Annotated in this window: 21 protein-coding genes and 3 tRNA genes; 17 read left to right on the forward strand and 7 right to left on the reverse strand. The window is 60.1% G+C overall.

What is annotated here, in order from left to right; translation table 11 throughout:
• Window positions 1-72 precede the first annotated feature (72 nt).
• The gene (locus VFG26_RS01215) at window positions 73-1764 is read right to left on the reverse strand and encodes an L-lactate MFS transporter (protein ID WP_325021381.1); all 1692 of its coding nucleotides are present in this window, start codon (window positions 1762-1764) and stop codon (window positions 73-75) included.
• 287 nt (window positions 1765-2051) lie between these two features.
• Between VFG26_RS01215 and VFG26_RS01220 the strand changes: the two genes are divergently transcribed.
• Together VFG26_RS01220 and VFG26_RS01225 are read left to right on the forward strand one after the other, a co-directional pair.
• Window positions 2052-2125, forward strand: a tRNA-Gly gene (locus VFG26_RS01220).
• 179 nt (window positions 2126-2304) lie between these two features.
• Window positions 2305-2619 (forward strand): hypothetical protein, encoded by a 315-nt coding sequence (locus VFG26_RS01225; protein WP_325021383.1) that lies wholly within the window; start codon window positions 2305-2307, stop codon window positions 2617-2619.
• An 18-nt stretch (window positions 2620-2637) separates the two neighbouring features.
• Here VFG26_RS01225 and VFG26_RS01230 read toward each other — a convergent pair whose 3' ends face one another.
• The gene (locus tag VFG26_RS01230; RefSeq protein WP_325021385.1) at window positions 2638-2919 is read right to left on the reverse strand and encodes a hypothetical protein; all 282 of its coding nucleotides are present in this window, start codon (window positions 2917-2919) and stop codon (window positions 2638-2640) included.
• A gap of 277 nt (window positions 2920-3196) precedes the next feature.
• On the opposite strand from VFG26_RS01230, the gene VFG26_RS01235 reads away from it, so the two are divergent.
• The 9 genes from VFG26_RS01235 to VFG26_RS01275 all read left to right on the forward strand — a co-directional run bounded on the left by VFG26_RS01235 (window position 3197) and on the right by VFG26_RS01275 (window position 13199).
• Complete coding sequence (locus tag VFG26_RS01235; RefSeq protein ID WP_325021387.1) at window positions 3197-4102, forward strand: MBL fold metallo-hydrolase; 906 nt, start codon at window positions 3197-3199, stop codon at window positions 4100-4102.
• A gap of 53 nt (window positions 4103-4155) precedes the next feature.
• On the forward strand, window positions 4156-5118 hold the full coding sequence (locus VFG26_RS01240; protein WP_325021389.1) for a LysR family transcriptional regulator: 963 nt from the start codon (window positions 4156-4158) through the stop codon (window positions 5116-5118).
• Window positions 5119-5195: 77 nt separating this feature from the next.
• The gene (locus VFG26_RS01245; RefSeq protein ID WP_325022000.1) at window positions 5196-6050 is read left to right on the forward strand and encodes a hypothetical protein; all 855 of its coding nucleotides are present in this window, start codon (window positions 5196-5198) and stop codon (window positions 6048-6050) included.
• Window positions 6047-7117 carry a putative urea ABC transporter substrate-binding protein gene (locus tag VFG26_RS01250; RefSeq protein ID WP_325021391.1) on the forward strand — a complete coding sequence of 357 codons (1071 nt, stop codon included), beginning with the start codon at window positions 6047-6049 and terminating at the stop codon, window positions 7115-7117. Before VFG26_RS01245 ends, VFG26_RS01250 begins: the two co-directional genes overlap by 4 nt.
• A 41-nt stretch (window positions 7118-7158) precedes the next feature.
• Window positions 7159-8193 (forward strand): isopenicillin N synthase family dioxygenase, encoded by a 1035-nt coding sequence (locus tag VFG26_RS01255; protein WP_325021393.1) that lies wholly within the window; start codon window positions 7159-7161, stop codon window positions 8191-8193.
• A 157-nt stretch (window positions 8194-8350) separates the two neighbouring features.
• On the forward strand, window positions 8351-8800 hold the full coding sequence (locus VFG26_RS01260; RefSeq protein WP_325021395.1) for a DUF1810 domain-containing protein: 450 nt from the start codon (window positions 8351-8353) through the stop codon (window positions 8798-8800).
• A gap of 734 nt (window positions 8801-9534) precedes the next feature.
• Window positions 9535-10578: a hypothetical protein gene (locus VFG26_RS01265; protein ID WP_325021397.1), complete on the forward strand. Its 1044-nt coding sequence runs from the start codon at window positions 9535-9537 to the stop codon at window positions 10576-10578.
• Window positions 10579-10715: 137 nt separating this feature from the next.
• Window positions 10716-12083, forward strand: a complete 1368-nt coding sequence (locus tag VFG26_RS01270; protein ID WP_325021399.1) for a hypothetical protein — start codon at window positions 10716-10718, stop codon at window positions 12081-12083.
• A 162-nt stretch (window positions 12084-12245) separates the two neighbouring features.
• Window positions 12246-13199, forward strand: coding sequence for a GNAT family N-acetyltransferase (locus VFG26_RS01275; protein ID WP_325021400.1), 954 nt, complete (start codon window positions 12246-12248; stop codon window positions 13197-13199).
• On the opposite strand, the gene VFG26_RS01280 is transcribed toward VFG26_RS01275, so the two are convergent.
• The gene (locus VFG26_RS01280) at window positions 13176-13367 is read right to left on the reverse strand and encodes a hypothetical protein (RefSeq protein ID WP_325021402.1); all 192 of its coding nucleotides are present in this window, start codon (window positions 13365-13367) and stop codon (window positions 13176-13178) included. The genes VFG26_RS01275 and VFG26_RS01280 overlap by 24 nt on opposite strands.
• 314 nt (window positions 13368-13681) lie before the next feature.
• Here VFG26_RS01280 and VFG26_RS01285 point away from each other — a divergent pair, with 314 nt between their 5' ends.
• Window positions 13682-14458 carry a glycosyltransferase family 25 protein gene (locus VFG26_RS01285; RefSeq protein ID WP_325021404.1) on the forward strand — a complete coding sequence of 259 codons (777 nt, stop codon included), beginning with the start codon at window positions 13682-13684 and terminating at the stop codon, window positions 14456-14458.
• Between the two features lie 244 nt (window positions 14459-14702).
• Here VFG26_RS01285 and VFG26_RS01290 read toward each other — a convergent pair.
• A tRNA-Thr gene (locus tag VFG26_RS01290) sits at window positions 14703-14777 on the reverse strand.
• Window positions 14778-14959: 182 nt separating this feature from the next.
• Between VFG26_RS01290 and VFG26_RS01295 the strand changes: the two genes are divergently transcribed.
• Window positions 14960-15148, forward strand: coding sequence for a hypothetical protein (locus tag VFG26_RS01295; protein WP_325021407.1), 189 nt, complete (start codon window positions 14960-14962; stop codon window positions 15146-15148).
• Between the two features lie 91 nt (window positions 15149-15239).
• On the opposite strand, the gene VFG26_RS01300 is transcribed toward VFG26_RS01295, so the two are convergent.
• Window positions 15240-15515, reverse strand: a complete 276-nt coding sequence (locus VFG26_RS01300; RefSeq protein ID WP_325021408.1) for a hypothetical protein — start codon at window positions 15513-15515, stop codon at window positions 15240-15242.
• Between the two features lie 194 nt (window positions 15516-15709).
• On the reverse strand, window positions 15710-16540 hold the full coding sequence (locus VFG26_RS01305) for a WecB/TagA/CpsF family glycosyltransferase (protein ID WP_325021410.1): 831 nt from the start codon (window positions 16538-16540) through the stop codon (window positions 15710-15712).
• Window positions 16541-16978: 438 nt separating this feature from the next.
• Here VFG26_RS01305 and VFG26_RS01310 point away from each other — a divergent pair, with 438 nt between their 5' ends.
• The 3 genes from VFG26_RS01310 to VFG26_RS01320 all read left to right on the forward strand — a co-directional run bounded on the left by VFG26_RS01310 (window position 16979) and on the right by VFG26_RS01320 (window position 19434).
• Window positions 16979-18421, forward strand: coding sequence for an exopolysaccharide biosynthesis polyprenyl glycosylphosphotransferase (locus VFG26_RS01310; RefSeq protein WP_325021413.1), 1443 nt, complete (start codon window positions 16979-16981; stop codon window positions 18419-18421).
• A 166-nt stretch (window positions 18422-18587) separates the two neighbouring features.
• A complete protein-coding gene (locus tag VFG26_RS01315; RefSeq protein WP_325021415.1) occupies window positions 18588-18920 on the forward strand; it encodes a hypothetical protein in 333 nt (110 codons plus the stop codon).
• Window positions 18921-19104: 184 nt separating this feature from the next.
• A complete protein-coding gene (locus tag VFG26_RS01320) occupies window positions 19105-19434 on the forward strand; it encodes a hypothetical protein (protein ID WP_325021417.1) in 330 nt (109 codons plus the stop codon).
• Between the two features lie 67 nt (window positions 19435-19501).
• On the opposite strand, the gene rlmB is transcribed toward VFG26_RS01320, so the two are convergent.
• The gene (gene rlmB / locus VFG26_RS01325; protein WP_414653248.1) at window positions 19502-20383 is read right to left on the reverse strand and encodes a 23S rRNA (guanosine(2251)-2'-O)-methyltransferase RlmB; all 882 of its coding nucleotides are present in this window, start codon (window positions 20381-20383) and stop codon (window positions 19502-19504) included.
• A 156-nt stretch (window positions 20384-20539) separates the two neighbouring features.
• Here rlmB and VFG26_RS01330 point away from each other — a divergent pair.
• Window positions 20540-20624, forward strand: a tRNA-Tyr gene (locus tag VFG26_RS01330).
• Window positions 20625-20731: the final 107 nt, after the last annotated feature.

Below are 20731 nucleotides of genomic sequence, written 5' to 3' on the forward strand. Positions count from 1 at the left end.
GGCTCTACGGTTCTTCTCAAACGACCAGTGAGGAGCTGCGTGCGGCCTCGGGGGGCCGCACGCATAATTTCTTTAGCCGAAGAGCGCGACGGTCTTCTGAACCGTCGTCCAGATCCCCCAGCCGAGCGGGATGAGGACCAGAAGCCAGAAGGGCACGGCTTTCGCATCGATGCCGCCTTTGCCGATGCCGTAGCTGCCGGAGACATCTTTCGATGTCTTCTCGTGCAGCTTGGCCCGTTCTTCGACGATTTCAGCCTCCGTCATGTGCCACTTCGGGTTGACGGGCCGCACCAGCAGATTGGCTATGAAGCCAACGACCAGCAGCGCTGCCAGGACATAGAAGATCGGCCCGTAGATTTCAGCGGCAGGAACGCCTTCCGCCTGCCGGGTGTCGTGCAGGTAATTGACGATCACGGGGCCGACGATGCCAGCCGTGGACCACGCCGTGAGCAGACGGCCATGGATCGCGCCAACGAACTGCGTGCCGAACATGTCCGCGAGATATGCGGGGATGGTCGCGAAGCCGCCGCCGTACATCGACGCGATGATGCAGAAGCAGCCGATGAACAGGGCGAGTGACTTCCACTCCGCCGCTGCCGTCGCCAGCACGTAGAGCACGGCACCCAGCACGAAGAAGATGAAGTACGTCTGTTTGCGGCCGAGCGCATCGGAGGAGGATGCCCACACAATTCGCCCGAAGATGTTGAAGAGCGAGATGAGGCCCACGAAGCCCGCCGCGACGCCTGCCGCCTGGGCTGCGAGTACCGCGTCCTTCTTGATGTCGGCGAAGGCAAGTTCGGGCTGTCCGATCAGGGCGCCTCCGAAGGTCTCCTGCAACATTGGTGAAGCGGCGCCGATGATGCCGATGCCGGCGGAGACGTTGAGGCAGAGGACCAGCCACAGAAGCCAGAACTGCGGTGTCTTATGGGCGTTGGCGAGGTGGACCTGGTTCGATGTGATCATCGCATTCGTCGAGGCCGGCGGCGTCCAGCCTTCGGGCTTCCATCCCGCTGGCGGCAGGCGATAAGCGAACGCGCCGATGAGCATGAACACGGCGTAGATCGCGGCCATGACGAGGAAGGTCTGCCAGACGCCCGGATCGCTTTCGGTCTTGAAGTGACCCATCAGCAGCGTGGCCAATGGCGAGCCGATCATGGCGCCGCCGCCGAAGCCCATGATGGCGAGGCCAGTCGCCATGCCGCGGCGGTCGGGGAACCATTTGATCAGGGTCGAGACGGGGGAGATGTAGCCGAGGCCGAGGCCGATGCCGCCGATCACGCCGGCGCCGAGCCACATGAGCCAGAGCTGATGCTGGTAGACGCCGAGCGCGGAGATCACCAGGCCGCCGCACCAGCAGATGGCTGCCACGACGCCGGCTTTGCGCGGGCCTGCCCGTTCCAGCCAGGCGCCCCAGATCGCGGCTGAGACGCCGAGCAGGACGAAGAAGAACGTGAACATCCAGCCGAGATCGAACTGGCTCCAGTTGCAGTCGGTGGCCGTCAGCGCTTTGAGGGTGCCTGCCGCCTTCTCTCCAAACGTCACCGCGCCGGCGGAGCATTCGGGCAAGGGCTTACCGTCGGCACCGAGGAGTGCGCCCTGGAGCGGCTTCCAGAACACGGAGAAGCCATAGGCCATGCCGATGCAGAGATGAATGGCGAGTGCGGCCGGCGGGACGAGCCAGCGATTGAAGCCTGCCTTGGCGATGATGCGTTCTCGAGCGAGCAAACCGGACGCGGATGCGTCGGCCGAGCTGGCTAGTGTCATGCGTTATTCCCCCCCGATGGTCCGAGGCAGTCTCGGCTGCCTTTTTCTCCTTTGTCGCAGGGGGGAAAGACACAATCAACCTGGGTTAGGCGAGATTTGTAATTTGCTTGCGACTAATGCGACTAAGCCGATGGTGACTTCCGTTGCGTGGTTCGCGGCGAAGCCGATGCAACCTGAGCCTTTGTTGGATAACTCGCCCGTTGCAAGCATTTGCGCAGTTTTGACCGTTTGCATGTTCTGCGGGGCTATGGCAGAAACCCGTCTCTTCCGGGCAATTAGAGTCCGTTGCGGGTGTAGCTCAATGGTAGAGCAGCAGCCTTCCAAGCTGAATACGTGGGTTCGATTCCCATCACCCGCTCCAAGCCTCCAGTACAATCTCTAAAAATCAAAGACTTGCGCGCTACTTAGGCGGCTGAAGCATTCTTGCGCGCGGGTGGCTGTTCAAGTGGCGGGAATGCGGAGTACAAAAGAGGTCAAGACTGCGGCTGCAACCTGTTAAGGGATGCGGCTTGTCGAGGTCGCACGGGTTCAGGGGATTACATGGCCAAGTGGCGTCGTCGCGTCCCGTCCGGTCCGGCTGAGCGCCGTCTCATTGCGCTCGATCTTCCTCGCTTCACCAAGCTCTGCGCCATGCTTGCGTCTCCCAATGAAGGCGAGCGCGCGTCGGCGGCGGCAAAGGCTTCCGAAATGCTGAAGGCTGCGGGACTTGGCTGGGAAGACGTCCTCAAGGATGCAAATGCGCTAGTCGAGCATCTGGTGCTCGCCAATCCGGACAACGACGAGGCGCGGGCGCATCGGTTCTGGAAGACGAAGGGATCGGCGGACCAGTCGGGGGCCGGGTCCGAGCCCACGTGAGCGGGCCTCGACAGGTGGCTAGCGATCCATTTCGAAGCCGCGTATCGCCCAGGCGGCTGCCAGGCCAAACAGCCAGAGGGCGATCGGCGGAGCGAAGAGCAGTATCGGCACTTCGATGAAATCGCCACGCGTGGTCAGGCTGCCTTGGACGCCCTGAAGCAGGAGATAGATCGTCCATCCCATGATCCATCCGGCGGAAATCAGGAGCCAAACCCGGAACAGGCCACGCTTCCAGTTCACGGCGGCGGACTCGGCCTTGAAATCCGCTCCAGCCCGGCGAGGAATTCCAAAGTTTGGCATGCCACCCCTCCTGGTTCCGGCGGGAGGCTCGCCCGTTCAGTATGTGAAGAGGACCCGCGCCGCACGTCTCTCACGGTAGCATGGGTGGCAAGGGCGTGCACGTCCTTCAGGGGGCGGGAGGTATGTGCGAGGCGGCTTGTCCGCAGGTTGATGTGATGTAAAGCGGAGTCTATCCCTGTGCGGAGTGCGTTGCGTTTGCCGCGTGGCGGTTTTCGGCGCTCTTCGGGCATAACTGCGACCGTACCTCATGCGAAAACCCTGATTGGCGGATGACCGGATGCCCGATGAACCATCGACGATGAGGCTGCTTGAACTCGGGCCTCATCTGCTTGGCTTTTATGACGGCCGGGTGCCGGGCAAGCGGTACCATTCGGCTGAGCCCAATTGGCTCGATGATGGCGGTTATGCGCTGGGCATTTGCAGCTACGCGATCGTCGACGGCGTGTCGGCGATCGTCTACGACACGCACCTGTCTGTCGCGCATGCAACTTTGATCAGGCGCGCGCTCGAGGCTCGTGGTGTTCGCGATATTCGCGTCGTGCTCAGCCACTGGCATCTCGATCACGTGGCGGGCAATGCCGCTTTCGCCGACTGCGAGATCATCGCGTGCGATGAGACGGCGCGGCTGCTTTTGGAGAAGAGGGCTGAGATCGAAGCGGGCAGCCTCGACGGGCCGCCCGTAATTTCGCCGCTCATCCTGCCGACGACGACGTTCTCCGGCGGGTTGGAACTCAGTTGCGGGAATGTGGGCGTCGAGCTCAGGCCCCTCGACATCCACAGCCGGGACGGCGTCGCGCTCTATCTTCCCGCCGACGGGACTTTGCTGGCGGGAGACACGCTCGAAGACACGGTGACGTATGTCGATGAACCCGGCCGGCTGCAGGCGCATCTTGCCGGCCTTGCCGAGGTTGCGGGCTGGGATTTTTCGCGCATTCTCCCGAACCACGGTGCGGCGGAGCGCATCGCGGGCGCGGGTTACGATGGCGGTCTGATCGATGCGACGCGGATCTATGTGGAGCGCCTGCTCGCCGCTGCAACGGACGAGCGCTGGGCGGCGCTTCCGCTTCAGGCTTTTGTAGCCGAACCTCTGGCGAAAGGTTCGATCGCCTACTTCGAACCCTATGAAGCTGTTCATAGGTCGAACGTTGCCAAGGTGCAGGCAACGGTTCACGGCGTGCCGTAAAGCGCTATGGTTGGGATGGCGCGAGTTTGGCTTCTTCTGATGGACGCACCGTGATGGCTGATGATTTGCGGGTGTCGAAAGCCGGTCTGCTCTTTGCTCGCAATCTCGATTGGAACCTCGTCAAGCTGTTCCTGGGTATCGTGCGTTCGGGAGGGATTAGCCCGGCGGCGCGTGCTCTCAACCGGCAGCAGCCGACGATCAGTGCCGGTCTCAAGCGCCTCGAGGATCATGTCGGCTCACAACTGTTCATGCGGAGTGCCAGGGGCGTTGTTCTGACGCCGGCCGGGCGTGCATTCTTGCGAGCAGCCGAGGAGATCGAAATCTTGATCTCCGGATTGCCGGGCGAGGTCGCGCGCACGTCGGGACGGCTGCAGGGGCTCGTAACGGTCCGTGTCATCTCGGATCTCGTTTCGCCCGCGTTCGACCAAGCCATGCTGACCTTCCACCGGAACAATCCGGACGTGGAAATCCATCTCGATATCGCGCCGTGGCGCGACGTGGTTCTGTCGGTCAAGGACGGCAGCGCCGATATCGGAATTGCTTGCGACACCGCAACAAGTCTGGAGCTTCGTTACCGGCCCATTGGGCGGGAGTGGCAGCAGCTCTTCTGCGGCCCAGGGCATCCTCGTTTCGGTAAAGAGGTGGCAAAGCCGGAAACCTTGGCCGATGAGGTTTTTGTTCTGACGGGTGAGGATGAGCCTGCCGAACTCGCGAGTTTTCGCAAAACGTATGGGTTGGGCGAGCGGACGGGCGGTTCAGCCGAGACGCTGCACGAGGTGAAGCGTCTCATTCAGATCGGCATTGGCATCGGCTTTCTGCCGACGGTCGTGGCAGCGGATGCCATCGAGTCCGGTCAGCTTTGGCCGATGCTCGACCCCGCGGTTCTGCCGAACTATGAGGTTTACCTCATCACGCGCGATGCGAAGCTCTCGGAGCCGGCTCGCGCCCTGCTTGATACGATCGACATGCACATCGATCCAGCTGGCGGCTCAAACCCTGAGCAGGAATTCGAGTGAGTCATAAATCTCATCAATGACTCGTATCGTTATCGGACGGCTTCTGGCGATCGGCCCCTGCTGTCATCGTGCGTCTTATGCAAGAGACGCAAAGAATACAGATCCGCGATACGATCGGTCTTTGGGAGCGCTCGCTGATCGCTTGGCCCGACGGTCGCCAGGACACCACGACCTTCGTCGCATGGCTGCAGGGGCCCAACCTTTTTGCCGATTTGCGGCAACCGGCCAATCCACCCTCATTCGACGGCGTTGCGTGCCTCGGCGATTTGGGCGCGCAGCACCTCGACTGGATGGCGCAGCAGGAAGGATTTGCGGGCCGGTTCGTCAAGGCCGGCGATGCTTTCGAATGGCAGCGCATCATCAATCTCCAGTGTCCCAGCGATGCGGCTGACGCGGGCTATCTGGACTTCGTCGATGGCGTCCTCGTCGAGCGCGGGCGGGATATCGCCTACATCGAGCATTGGCATCGGACGTCGCCAACTTTGGCGCCGCGCTTTGCTGTTCAGCTGCAGGACCAGGACGGCCGCGACGGCTTCCTCGTCAGGGTTGGCGAAATCTTCATGTATGCGAGGGGCCGGATAGAGCCGTTGCCGCACAACGGTTCTCTTTCCGAACTCGTCGCGACTTCCTCTCTGGAGGAGGCGCGAGCGCTCCTCGATTGCGAAATTTCGCTCGGCCGCGAGCGCAATGGTTCGTGGATGATTGGACGGTCGAGCCTGCCTTTCCGGGTTGGAGCCGATCTCGCGCCCAGCTTTTCGATCGATGATGGAGGTCTTGCGATCGCGGACGTCACGGGAGCGGGTCAGGCCTGCTCGAAAAACTGGAAAATCGTCGACCTCGACGTCGACGTTCAAGAACAAAAGTCATTAGGGCAGGAAGACAACCAAGAAGCGCTTTCCTTCCTTCGATCAGTGATAGGGAGAGCCTCATGACTAAGCGTTCGATCCTCACGACCGTCCTTTGCACGGCGGCGATTGTTGTTTGTGCCGGTGCGGCGCATCCGGCGCGGGCGGAAGAGACCTTCAAAGTCGCATGGTCCATCTACACCGGGTATCTTCCTTGGCCCTACGCGCAACACGCTGGCATTCTTGAAAAGTGGGCGAAGAAGTACGGTATCAAGATCGAGCTTGTGCAGGTCAACGACTACGTCGAGTCGATCAACCAGTACACCGGCGGCAAAGCCGACGCTGTCGCTGCAACGACCATGGACGCGCTGACCATTCCCGCCGCCGGGGGCGTCGACACGACCATCGCCATCCTCGGTGACTACTCGAACGGTAACGACGGGATTGTCCTCAAGGGAGAGAACAAAACGTTCGCCGATCTCAAGGGCAAGAAGATCAATCTCGTCCAGTACTCCATCTCGCACTACATGCTGGCGCGGGCCTTCGAGGCGAACCAGATGACGATCGACGACAGCAAGCTACGGAACGTTTCCGATGCGGACTTCGTCGCGGCCTTTCAGACAGCGGACGTCGATGCGGTTGTTGCCTGGAATCCGGGCTTTATGGAGCTCAAGAAGCAACCCGGCGTCAGCGTGGTCTATCAGTCGGGAGAGATGCCCGGAGAACTTGTCGATGCGTTGCTCGTCAACACCAAGGTTCTGAAGGACCATCCGGAATTCGGCAAGGCTCTCACAGGTGCTTGGTTCGAGACGCTCGCCGTCATCAAAGGCGATGACGAGAAGGGCAAGGAGGCCCGCAAATTTATGGCCGAGCTTTCTGGGACGACGGTCGAGAGCCTCAACGCGCAGATTGAAACGACGGCCTTCTATTACGACCCAGCGGAAGGCGCCAAGGCGATCCGTTCGCCGGACATGGTGACGGCGATGGATCTCGTCCGGACCTTCAGTTTCAATAATCAGCTCATGGGGAATGACGCGAAATCCAAGGACGCAATTGGCATCGAGCTTCCCGGCAAGACGCTCGGCGATACCTCGAACGTGAAGCTCCGGTTCGACGATACGTTCATGCAGCTTGCAGCCGACAACAAGCTTTAGGCCAATCACCACTTTCCAATTCAACGGAGCGAGAGGAAAAGATGAGCGCATCTGAAACCTTCCAGAGTATCCCGATTGTCGACGTCACCAAGCTCCGCACCGGTACGCTTGACGAGCAGAAGGCCGTAGCCGAAGAGCTCGGCAAGGCAGCGCGCGACGTCGGCTTTGTCTACATTACGGGCGGTGGGATCGATGAATCGCTTTTCGAAGGCGTTCTCGATGCAACCAAGCGTTTCTTTGCGCTGCCGCACGAAGAGAAAATGAAGGTCTATATCGGCAACTCGCGTTGCCATCGCGGTTACGTGCCGGAAGGCGAAGAGGTCTTCGCGTCGGGCTCCAAGGACAAGAAGGAAGCCTACGACCTCTCGATGGATCTGCCGGCCGATGATCCGGACTACGTTGCGGGCAATCCGCTTCTCGGACCTAATCAATGGCCAGACCTGCCCGGTTTCGCCCAGGCCGTTGATGACTACTATCGCGCGGTGTTCGGTTTGGGACGTGTCTTGTTGCGCGGTTTCTCGCTTGCGCTCGGGGAAGAGCCGACGTTCTTCGACAAGTACGTCACCAAGCCGCCGAGCCAGCTGCGCCTCATTCACTATCCGTTTGACGCCAGCGCGGAAGACCGGCCAGGCATCGGCGCTCATACCGATTACGAATGCTTCACTCTGCTGAGGTCTACAGCTGCGGGTCTCGAAGTCTTGAACGGGGCAGGCGAGTGGATTGATGCGCCGCCGATCCCCGGGGCTTATGTCGTCAACATCGGCGACATGATGGAGGTGTGGACGAACGGCACGTTCGTCGCGACGTCGCATCGGGTGCGGAAGGTTTCGGAAGAGCGCTATTCCTTCCCGCTGTTCTTTGCGGCCGACTACGACACGGTTGTTGCGCCTCTGCCGCGTTTTGCGGAGGAGGGGAAGGCGCTGCGTTCACCGCTGAAGGCCGGCGAGCATCTCTTCGCGCAGACGGCGCAGAGCTTCACCTATCTGAAGGAGCGGGTGGCGCGCGGCGAGCTTGCGCTGCCGCAAGATGCTGCGCCGCTGTCGTCATTCGGTCAGGAGGCCCGGCTAAAGTACTGATGCCTGCGTAGGATCAGGCCCGCTGCACCCAACACGTCGACTACGGAACGTCAGCATTGTGGGAAAGTTTGCGGTTTCGCGAATTGATCCCATAATGTTGGCTGAGGGGCGCTAAGTTTGGTGGGCGGGCCGGTCTCACGCCGGCCCAGGGAGATCCATGGAGCATCGGGCTGATCCTTACGACCTCGAGCGCTTCGTCGTTGCGCAGGAAGATATGTTTGCGCGAGCGGTCGCAGAATTGACGGCGGGGAAAAAGCGATCGCATTGGATGTGGTTCATATTTCCCCAGCTGCGCGGGCTTGGATCGAGTTCGATGGCGCAGACATACGGCATCGGGAGCTACGAGGAGGCGCAAGCGTACGTCAGCCATCCGGTCCTTGGTCCGCGTCTCGCGCATGCGACCGCACTGATGCTCGAGCATCGAGATAAGGCGCTGATCGATATTTTGGGCGCGCCTGATAACTTGAAGTTTCATTCCTCCATGACGCTTTTTGCTGCGGTGACCAGCCACGAAAGTATTTACGCGCGGGCGCTCTACACGTTTTGCAACGGACCTGACAGAAAGACCCTCACGCTTTTGGGGAAGGCGAACAGGGAGGCCTCGTGACCGGGCCCAGGCTCACGATTGCAATGCCGCGGCGGGGAAACGATCCCGACTGAGGGCTTGCGGTATTCTATCAACCACGCATCAAGTTTGCACTTTCTGAGATGCAAGCCGATTACGAGCCGGGCTACGCCACGCGGTCGCGAGGCCGGGTTTTTTTTGCGATAGCCAGCGTTCAGTGGAGCTGGGCTGGGCGACTTCGATGCGACCGACTCCGAACGTCGCGCTTGAGCGATGCAGCGGTCAGATCACCCTTCATATGCTCCCACACTTCGATGCCCCGAGTTTTTGGAACCAGGATTTTTCCATTGGGGCCGGATATGTAATTCGAAGCTCAACCCTTCAATGTTTTGCTTTTTGGAGGGATGGGTCATTTCTTGATATATTGCGCTGACATAAGTCTTTGAACGTGCGTCGCGGGAAAAACTCCCATTGTGTGGCGAAAAGTTTCCCGAAATGTGGATCTGAGTGCAGATCTATCATTTCCGTTCAAAAATTATTCCGGGAATTGTGTTTGCGCTATCGAACGGCTACCAGATCCGGGAAGGTCAGTGCTCGGTCGAGAGATTTCGATCAGCGATGCTGTGGGCGGACGAAATATGCGTATTGGCCAGCCGGTAATAGAGCGGGAAGCAGGGTGTTCTGTCCTGCGGGCCAGCGTTTCTTGCGAGGGGCTCACGCGGCAGAAATTTCCCGACACTCTGTGGTTTTCCGTTCCCGAGAATTTTGGACATCTCTTGCACGCCGCGTTTGAACCGTTCGTTGTTACGCTGAGTTCGCTAGCATCGGCGCGCGGCGAGGAGATTGCCTTCGACGGTGAATTGTCTGAGCAGTTGAGCGTCGGGCTTAATGAATACTGGCGGATTTTGAGCAGGTGGGATCCCGCCAAGTTCAACCCGATCACCGTCAAGGCGACTAGCCTTTCGAGCAGTGCTCCCGCTAAAGAGGGTGTGGCTGCGGCAGCGTTTTCGGGCGGTGTGGATTCATTCTTCACGCAGTACTTGAACTTCGATCGCCCCCCTGGCTTCAGAACGAAGTATGCCGTCTTTATTCACGGGTTCGACATCCCGCTTTCAGAAGCGAAGATCTTCGATGACGCGGCATCTGCTTATGAGGCGGCGCTTAGGAAGGAGGGCGTCGAACTCGTTCGAGTCACGACAAATGCCAGAGCGTTCATTCCGCCGGGTTTTTGGGAGATGGGACACGGCAGTGGACTTATTGGGACGGCGCTCGCATTGTCATCGGGCATCAACCGTTTCTTTGTTCCCTCGTCGAAAAGTTATGGCACGTTGGAGCCCTGGGGTTCCGATCCGCTGACGGATGGGCTGCTGTCAACTGAACGCGTGCACGTCATCCACGATGGCGCCTATTATTCGCGGTTCGACAAGATCAACCTTATGAAGGACTGGGACACCTTCCGGAAATTGGTCCGAACTTGTTACGTAAAGCCGGCCGCATTCGAGAACTGCGGCAAGTGTCAGAATTGCCGAAGAACGATGATGGTTCTTGCTTCGCTTGGCGTGCTTGACCGGTTCGAGACGTTTCCCAAAGTCTCGAGCCCATTCCATTTCGTGACTTGCAATTGGGAAACGCCGCACGAGAAGTTGTTTGGCTCTCAGGCCATCGCACATTCGATGAAGAATGGAAGGTTTGGCTTGGCCGGCGCTGGGATCGTCGCAATGCGTACGAGCCCCATCGCGAAGCTTCTGAAGAAGCAGAAAAAGATATCCCGGAGAATTCGCGGCGCATTCCAGGGGGAGAGCAGAGTTCTAACGAATTGATTGGCCGTGATCTCGATCACGGGAGCGCGCCGAAAGGAAGGCCGGACGAACCAACGAGGAACTTTCGTGCGTTTCGAAACGCACGGGATTGGACGGTTGGAATACAATGGCGAGGGCGCGAGAGGGCGGGGACTACCATGTCTGAAGTTACAAGTCGCAAATTCACATCAGTCTTACCTCAAAACTTGAGTAACTCGAGCCCGCTTTCGGGTGCAACGACGAACCACGTAAAATCTACAAGCGCCCTTGCGGCTCGCCCGGTCCGTGGCGAACAGCCCGGTCGAAAAACTCTCGAGACCAAAACGAGCGTTCTGCTCCTTGGCAACTACCGGCCGACGCTGACGCTTGCGCGCACGCTGTCGGCTTTGGGCTACAACGTCATCATCACACTCGAGCCCGAGAGCGTCGCCCAGTTCTCGCGTTTCGTTGACGAGTGCTGGCACAGTCCGTCCATCAATGATCCGCCTGCATTCTTCGAAGCTCTCGGCGAATTTCTGCGCAAGCGCCCGGATGTCTCCGTGGTTTACCCAGTGCTCGAGGTGTGCTTGAGGCATTTCGCGCGCCACGCCCACCTTCTTCCGAACGATCGCCTCTACGTGAAGACCGACGATGAGACGATCGCGACCTGTTTGAGCAAGCCCAAGATGATGGCGCTCGCAGCCGAGGTGGGTGTCTTGTGTGAGAGGCACGTGGAGGTATCCGATTACGCCGCCCTACGCGCAGCACTTCAGACGATAGGTTTCCCCCTCATTGTGAAGCCTTCGAACTCCAGCGCGCGAATGGGCACACGCAAGGCGGTGATAGCGAGCTCGGATGGCGAACTGTCCGCGGCGCTACCAGAATGGCCTGAAGGTCATAGCGATCTCATCGTCCAAACCTACGTGGATGGTCCTCGCATCAACCTTTATTTCGCCGCTCAGAACGGCGTGCCGATCAGATACCTCGCCGCCGAGATCCTTCGAACGGATGAGGAAGACGGGACCGGCTTGGCCGTCGATGGCCGCACGATCGAACTCGACGCCGAAATCAAAAGCATCGGCGACCGTTTGCTGGGCCGGCTCGAGTATCATGGAATCGGATGCATACAGATGTTGAGGGATACGCGATCCGGAAAATACTACTTCCTCGAGCTCAATCCGCGCATCGCCGGTAATCACGCTGTGCCCGAGCACTGCGGGCTGGGTCTCGGACCGCTTGCCATCGAACTGGCGCAAGGCGCCGCTGCCGACAGCAATCTCAGGATTGGCCCCGCAGGCAAGCGTTATGTCTGGACGTCATCAGCCGTCTACCGAACCTGGACCGCTGCGCGTTCGGGGCGGATCGGCTGGCCGGCTGCCGTGCGAAGGCTGGCGGCAACGATCGGTGCGGCGGCCGTAGCGGATGTGCACATGAATTGGCACAGGCGCGATCCTGTTCCGGCGCTCGCCGAGATTGGCAAAAGGCTGCCGTTCATCCGGCGCGTTAGAAAGCACTATTCGAAACGCCTCAAGCGTATTGTCGACTGAGCAATCGGTGCGAACGATGCGCTACTCCGCGCATATTTTGCGCCAGCCAATCAAGCAAATCGGGGAATGTCGTACTGCGTGTCAACTCAGGGGAAGCGCTTCGAACTCACAATCATTCGCGATGAAGCGGGTCTCTCGGCCCTGAAGCCGGAATGGGAAAGCTTGTTCGAGCGCAGCACCGTGCCGACACCGTTCCTGCGCTATGCTTGGGCGAGGCTCTGTTGGGAGCGGCACAGGAACAGCCCGGTACGCCTCTTCATCGTCGTGGTTCGCGAGCAAGGACGCACGGTGTTGATCGCGCCTTTTGTCGCCCGCCGCCGCAGGCTGATCTTCTATGACCTAGCCTTCTTGGACTCGCTGACGCCGCACTACAACGAAGTTTTGGTCGAGCAGTCCGAGAATGCTCAGGCATATGTCGGCCACCTCTGCGATTTTCTGAAGCGATTGTACCGTCTGCGGAAGCTGCAACTGCAATGGCAACGCGACGACAGTCCGCTATGGCAGCACTTCAAGTCGATCCCAATCTCCACCGGCGAAGACGTTCCCTCGCCCTATATCGATTTGACGAACTTCCCCAACTGGGAGACCTATTACTCCGGCCTTTCAAAAAACCTACGTGACGACCACGGACGCAAGCTGCGTCAGCTGGCCCGAATCGGAACCGTGGATTTTCGCCTTTCGACAGCCGCAACAGTTGAAGCCGATGTTGCGTGGCTCTTTGCTACCAAGAGGGAGTGGCACACGCGGAAACAAAAGCCTTCGGCTTGGCTTTCAGCGCCGGGCACAGAGGAACTGTTTGCTGCAGTGGCTGCCGATGGCATCCGCTCGGGCCGAACGTGGCTCACGGTTCTCTCCGTCAACGGCGAGACGGTGGCGGCATATTTGAACTTCCGCGAAGGTGCGACGCTCTATCTCTCGAAACTGACCTATGATGAGAAGTGGCAGCGTTATTCTGTGGGGCGCGCGCTCATGCTCATGACGATTGAGCATGCCTTCAAGAACGGCATTGAAAAATATGACCTGATGATCAGCGATGATCCTTGGAAGGAAAGGTTCGCGACAGGTGTCGTGGCTACCCGCAACGCCAGGGTCTTAATGCAAAAACGCTTCTGGTGATCTTGAGGCTGCGACGGCGGCATCCTGACAATCGAGCTCGGTCGCGTAGCGCGGCTCGTCGCCATGGCGGCGGCATGTCCGGTCCCCGCCAATAAAGCGATTGTCGGCGGCAACGTCTTTACGCACGATGCAATAAGGAGCGCCGATGAAGGCCTGCGCCGTCTTCAAATCGTTCCCGAGAGCGTCTGGAGCCGAGCCTTGCGCAAGGTGAGGAAAAAGTCCTTTGGAAAGCGTGCCTAGCTGACATGAAGTAGGCCATTGCGGACCTCTGTTGGGCCTCCGGCAAATGGAATTGGATATCGCGTTTAATCCTGGAATTAGCGAGCATTCTCCATATATCCAATAAGCAAGCCTCGCGTGCAATGAACAGTGGATGCTGCATTGCGAGGGGATAAGTTCCCTCACTTTCCATTATCTATTTAATATAGATTTCCGGCGTGCTGAGATGATTCAAATCTCTCGTTTCGGTATGGGGACCGTAAGTGGATATCCAGCGCATTCCTACCTTCTTCATCAATCTTGACCGCGATACATTTCGCCGTGAGCTGATTGAGGAGGAGTTGGCTCGCGCGGGTCTTGCCGGGGAACGGCTTTCGGCAATTGAAGGACGCTCGGTGCCCGATTGGCTGCGGTCATATTATGGTTGCGACCTCAGCGACGCAGAAGTCGGATGCTCGGCAAGTCATCTGGTGATCTGCAAGAGGATCCTAGAGCGTGGGTTGCCTTACGCTCTCACTTTTGAAGACGACGCACACTTGGCGGAGCACAGCAGGGACATCATTGAGGCGGCTATTGCGAATGCTCCGCAAGGCTGGGACGTCATCCGTCTAATAGAATCCTCGTCGCAACCGTTTCAGGCCCTTGCGGAGCTGGGCTTTGGAAGATCTCTCGTTCGGTATCTGCGGGTGCCAAGGAGCACGACGGGGATCATCGTCAGCACGGCCGGTGCGCGTAAGCTCTTGAGCCCCCGCGTCATCAGGGAGCCGATCGACGTTGAAATCAGATGGCCATGGCAGCTCGATCTGAATGTCTACGGAATTGAAGCACCCATCGTGAGTCAGAAGAGCGGCGTCAGCCTGGAAAGCACCATCCCCATCCGGCAACGCCCCAAGAAGTTCAACCAGCTGCAAAGGCTCGTATTCAACGTCAGGAAGTTCGGTCCAGCAGATTATCTTCGGTGTCGCTTCCTTGGGGCCAATGTGGGCGTGCCCGCTTCGCAACCCAGTTTCAGTGCTGTTCCCGAAGCTAGCCGCACCTGACCGCGCGCCGAGGACAACGTATCTGGCGAATGTCCTGTTTTCCCGGGAAACCAAAGAACGGAGCGCGGGAGCACACCTAAGCTCCTTTGCGCCCTCATCACCGGCCGCAAACGAGAAGGGCCGAAGAGGGGCGTCGGCCTCATAGAGAAGCTCCAGGAATGTCATCGTCGAGCCAGCAGTCATCGGATGCAATCCCACCGCCGCTGCGGGTACGTCAGAATGAAAACCGGAGGCTGGTTTTGATTGGTGCCGGCTGAGGGATTTGAACCCCCGACCCCCTGATTACAAATCAGGTGCACTACCACTGTGCTAAGCCGGCTTGCCAAGGAACATCAGCGCCATACGCCGCTACCAGATCTGAGATTCCGGCGGCGAGGGACGCGCCCGCGCTTGATACAGGAGGTTGCGTGCAATGCGCAAGGCGGCGAAGGGGCAACCGGGCATTATCTGGCGCGTTATGCTTGCCTCGGTTGGTTCCTTTCCCGGGCGGAGTTACGGCAGATGCAGTTCACTATCGGGTTCAACGTCGAAGGGCAGGCGGGCCGCGCGACGGTCGAAGGTGACGATGCGCTCGCGGCCGCGCTGAAGCTGAAGGCCGAGCGCCCTGCGGCGAAGATCACCTATGTCCGGCGCCAGAATCGCCGAGGCGATGCCCGTCATCCCGCGCCCGCGGCACTCGGCTCGAATTGAGACTGGCCTCCGGTATGTGCCCGTCGCCTTAGTGGCGGGGGCCAGGGAGCAAAAAAAAAGCAGAGATTGCTCTCTGCTTTCTTCGAGTTGGTTACGGGCACCACCAGATCGAACCGATCGCGAGGCAGCCGCGGCGGCTCCAATCGTGCGGGCGCTTGTTATGGCGATGCCAGCCTTTGGGCGGATGCCTGTCGTGGCGCTTGCGGAAGGTGTGGTGCTTCTTTTTGTGATGGGGCTTGTGGTCGACCTTCTGGATGGCCGTTGAATGTGCGGCGTGGTTTGCCGCCCCAACCGTGAGTGCCGATGCGGACGTGACCGAGACGATCGACGCAGCCGCCGCCAGCAGGGCAAGGTTTTTGATTTTCAAAATGTTCCTCCCGTTGATAACCACGTTAGAACGTCGCTGCGTTCATTCTGGTTCCCTTATCAACGTGACGGCAGAAAGCCAATCCTATCTGCGGTGTATGTGAGACGAGTGCTTCGACATGATCATCGCTGCCGGGTGGTCTGGCTCCTATCCCTCACTTCATGCCGGCCGTTCCCATCATACCCGCTGTTTGTTTAAAGCCTGGGTTGCGCGACGTAGCGGCGTACCGGTAGGGCCACGAGAATGCCGGCCAGGAGGACAGCGCATTCGGCGTAGCGCTTGGCGAGACGGCGCGGGTTGGTGGCCAATCTCCACAGCCATTCCATGCCCAGCGTTCTGAAAAGGCCGGGCGCGCGTATTTGAGCGCCGGCGATGAAATCGAGCGAGGCGCCCGAGCAGATCATCGCGCAACCCAATCCGCGGGCACGGGCGCGCTCTGCAAAGATCTCCTGCTTCGGAGCGCCAAGCGCTACGATGCAGATGCGGGCACCCGATCGTTTGATGGTGTCGATGGCACGGTCTGCCTCGGGGCCCTCTGGATCGAACGTGTGAGACGGCGAGAGCATGCCGGCGATGTTTGAGAGGCCATCCGTCACGTTGGCGATCTCATGGGCTGCTTTCGCCAGTACGACTTCCGTGGAGCCGAACAAAAAGACGGGCAGGCGCGCGTGTGCGGCGGCGTCGATCAATGGCAGAAGCATGTCGGATCCCGTCGCGCGGACGATGTCCGGACTTTGCGTGCGCGCGAGCCACGCGATTGGCGCGCCGTCGGCCGTGACGATGCTCGCTTGGCGGTAGGCGTGCCGGAAGCGCTCGTCACTGCGAAGCTTCACGAGGTGGTCGAGGTTCAATGTGAAAACCGTGCATGGCACTCCGGCTTTCGCACGGTTGAGGATCCGGCTGATCGCGGTTTCCATGTTCGGGGTGTTGATGGACCAGCCGTCGACGTAGGCGAGAGCGCGGGCCGGTTCTTCATTGGCGTCGCCCAATCCGGGATGCGCCAGGTCGAGGGCGGCTGTGGTCATCTGTTGCACTTGGACTCTTCTCATCTGGCTGCCGATTGCTCGGTAGCCAGAGGCGCAAGTCCCATGCCCGCGGGGAGGGCCCCGTAAACGCCCGTTAATTGGAGCGCAGAGCTGTTCGCGGGTTAATGATGTGTTTCATTTTGCGGGTTTGGACGTCCCGTTTTCGAACAACCGCGGGCGCTGGGTGTGGACGCGCGTGACGGAGGGAAGCGCAAACGGGACCTTAGCGAGTGCTGAGCGCTCTGCGCACATATCGCGGAAGCTCCACGTTTTCAGGGGATCTGCGCGCCTGAGCGCGCCACTGCAACTTAAAATCCGCAATCGGCTCAGGCTGGCTGCTGTGGCGGACCGCACGATACCGGGGCGCGGCCCGGGGAATGCATTGGACCCGTAGGGCAGGGCCGTGACCTGCTGGCGTTCTGACGGGAAAGACGATCCGTGCTTGGTAGTATCCGACAATTCGCTTCGCCGAACTTCGTGAAGGTCTCACGTTTTGCGTTGACGCAGGCGGGCATCGGCGCAGCGGCATTCGTTATCGAGCTTGCCAGCATCGCACTGATCGCGCTCGCGACGGGCGCGGCGTACCACTGCTTCGTCTATGGTGAGCAAGGATTGGTTGGGACTTACGCCGCGGTCGGCGGGCTCGCCGGGCTCGGCTATACTTCGGCGTTTCTGTTGCGCGACGAGTACGCGGCCGGCGCGATGCTCGAAGGCGGACGCAGCCCGGGGCGCATCTTTCTGACGTGGGGCCTGGTCTTCACGGGTCTTTCCCTGATTGGCTTTCTGACAAAGAGCACGCACGAATTTTCGCGCGGATGGCTCCTCGTCTTTTTCGTATCCGGTCTTGCCGGCGTGCTCGTCCTCAACGCGGCGTTGAACATCGGTATCGCACACATCATGGCGCGCGGCTGGGTGCGGAGGCGGAAGGTAATGATCGTTGCGCTCGCGAGCGATGCCATTTCGCTCGAGAGGGAAATCAACGAAGGTACCACCGGCTTTTGGGTCATTGCGCGCACGGCTGTTCCACAAAGTGCGCAGCAGCCCGAGGAGATCGATGCGGTTCTGGACGCCGCCGTCGTCAACGCACGGATGCTCGGCATCGACGACGTCGTCATTTCGGATGCGCTCTACGGCAGCCCCTTTGTGGAGCGCGCCGTCAACGCCTTCAACGTTCTTCCTATCGCCTTACACTTGACGACGAGCGGCTTGGTGAGACGGTTCAAGGATGCCCGTATCGCTCGGTTTGGGCAGACTGCTACGGTATCCCTGACGCGGCCGCCACTGGGGACCTTCGAGGCTGCCACCAAACGCGGGTTCGATATGGCCGCAGCCGGCTTGGCGCTGCTCATCCTCAGCCCGCTCTTTGCGGCGATCGCTGTGCTCATAAAAATCGATAGTCCGGGGCCGGTGTTCTTCAAGCAGCGGCGGCGCGGCTACAACACCGAGGAATTTCGCATCTGGAAATTCCGCACCATGACCTCGCTCGATGATGGGGATGTCGTCGTTCAGGCGACTGAAAACGATAGCCGCATCACGACCGTCGGCAACTTCTTGCGGCGTACCTCGCTCGATGAGCTGCCGCAGCTCATCAACGTGCTCAAAGGCGAGATGTCGCTCGTCGGCCCGCGGCCGCATGCGGTTGCGCACGACCGCTTCTTCGAGCGGCGCATTGCGCTCTATCCGCGCCGCCTCAACGTCAAGCCCGGGATTACGGGATGGGCGCAGGTGAACGGTTTCCGCGGCGAGACGCGGACCGAGGAGATGATGCGGCAGCGGGTGGAGCACGACCTCTATTATATCGACAACTGCTCGCTGGGCTTCGATCTCTACATCCTGCTGCTGACGCTGATTTCGCCGAAAGCCAGCCGCAACGCGCGGTGAACTCCGCGAGTCTATCGGCAGAGATGTAACGGCGGCTTCGAATTCAAGCCGCCAGGGCTCGTTGGCAGATGGCATTGAAGCGTTCTTAAGATAGTCTGGGCAACGATTCTTGCTGTTTTCGCGTCTTGCGTTACGCGAGCCAATGGAACCACGAGGGAGTTCACCAATGCGCTTTAAGTCCTTGATGGCGCTGGCCGTGCTTGCGGCCGCTTCGCTGGCGCCCAGCGGGGAAGCCTCTGCGTTTGGTCGCAACAGCCCGGATCTGAGATACCGCCCGTACCGCCCCAATCCTGCGCTGGAGCAGTATTACTCGTACTACTACGATCCACGCGGGTATTATCCCTACTACAACTCCGGCGAGTGGGGCCCACCGATCATCGCTCGTTTCAGAGGTCCGTTGCCGCCGTACTATGCGGCGTGGGGCGCACCGAACCGCCGCTACTATCACGAGGAATGGCACAACCGGCACTATCGTGGTCACCGCCGCGGCGACTGGTGATCTGGCGCCAAGTCATATGATCTGAGTTCGCGCGCCCGTCCGCATTCGGCCGGGCGCTTTTTTTGCGATATCGCCCGCGCAGCATCGGCTCACATTCAGGACATGTTCATAGGTGCTCGGCGAGTATTGGCACAACTCGCGGGATAAGAACGCGTATGAGTTCCTGTTGAAGGGGGTACAACCCATGATGAGAAGATTTGGCAATGCGATGATGGCGCTTGCCGCTGCGACTTCGATGACGCTCGCCGCCATTCCTGACGCGCAGGCGCGGCACGGCCGCGGCGCCGCGGTCGGCGCAGGCGTTGCTGCCGGCATTATCGGTCTTGGCATTCTTGGTGCGGCTGCGGCTGCGCGTGACCGTCCGCGCTACTATTCGCGTTATGACGACGGTGCTTGCTATCGTGGTCCTCTCGAGTGCCGCTGGACGGGCCGCCGGTGCTTCGAAAACGAATTCGGCGACACGATCTGCCGTGGCGGCCGTGAGATCTGCGAGCGCCCTCTCATCTGCGATTGATCGTGATCGATTGCTGAATTGATTTAACGGCTGGCGCGGGAACGCGCCGGCCGTTCGTTTTTCGCGTTCATTTTCTGCGGGCGAGGAGCGCGGTGTGAAGCGCTATTGCCGCCGCGTTGGAGACGTTCAAGCTCGCGAGCGTGTCGTCCGTCGTGATGCGGGCGAGGCTGTCGCACGTCTTTCGAGTTAGCTCGCGCAATCCTTTGCCCTCCGAGCCCATCACCAGTGCGGTCGGTTGCGACCAGTCGAGGCTTTCGATGCTTTGATCGCCCTGGCTGTCGAGACCGACCACGGTGAAGCCCGCGGCTTTCAATTCATCAAGGGCGCGCGAAAGATTGGCGACGAGGGCGACGGGAACGAGTTCCAGGGCGCCTGATGCAGACTTTGCGAGGACGCCGTTGAGGGGCGGACTATGCCGGCGCGTCATGACGAGACCGCTCGCGCCGAACACAGCGGACGACCGCAGGATCGCGCCGACGTTATGCGGATCCGTCACCTGGTCGAGGACGATGAGCGGGCGCCCGCCCGCCGATGCCGCCAGATCATGCCAATCCGGCTCGGGCAGGGGCTCCACGTCGAGAGCCGCGCCCTGATGGACCGTATCGGACCCTAGGAGCTTGTCGAGGTCACGGGGCGTCACCCGCTCGATCGGATGCGTGATGGTACCGACCGCCTCCAGGAGGCGGCGTTCGGCATTCTCAGTCAGGAGAACGCGCAAGACGCGTCGCGCCGGGTTTTTCAAGGCCGCCTCGACCGCGTGGAGGCCAAACAGACGAATCGGGCCATCCGCGTCGTCCGCGCGGCCACCGGCGTCCCTGGAGCGCGCGCTGGGATTGAAGCCCGATCTGGGCTGGCGGGAGGAAAAGTCGCCCGAGCGCTTCTTATCGCGCCACGGTTTGTTGAATCGCGGTTTTTGCAGGGGTCGCCTCGATAAATTGGTCGTTGTCAGCCCGCCGAAATGCACTCTGCGGCAACGGGATGCTGGGCTGAAGCGCACATTGCAGCTTTTCTGATTGACATGAAAGGCCCCCGTGAAGATAACGCGGGCGAAGGCCCTGCCCGGTTGGCAGGGCGCTTTCATTTTCTGAGCCGCATCAGCGGCCTGGGAGAGGTGCCCGAGTGGCTAAAGGGGACGGACTGTAAATCCGTTGGCTTCGCCTACGCTGGTTCGAATCCAGCCCTCTCCACCAATGACTTGTTTCAGGCAGTCACCGTTCTCCTGAAATTTTAAAACTTCTCCGTTCCAACAGCTTCGTTCTTCGCGGTCGTTCGAGGACGCCGACGATCATCCATTGCA

The organism is Hyphomicrobium sp., assembly GCF_035687085.1.
Classification (GTDB): domain Bacteria; phylum Pseudomonadota; class Alphaproteobacteria; order Rhizobiales; family Hyphomicrobiaceae; genus Hyphomicrobium_B.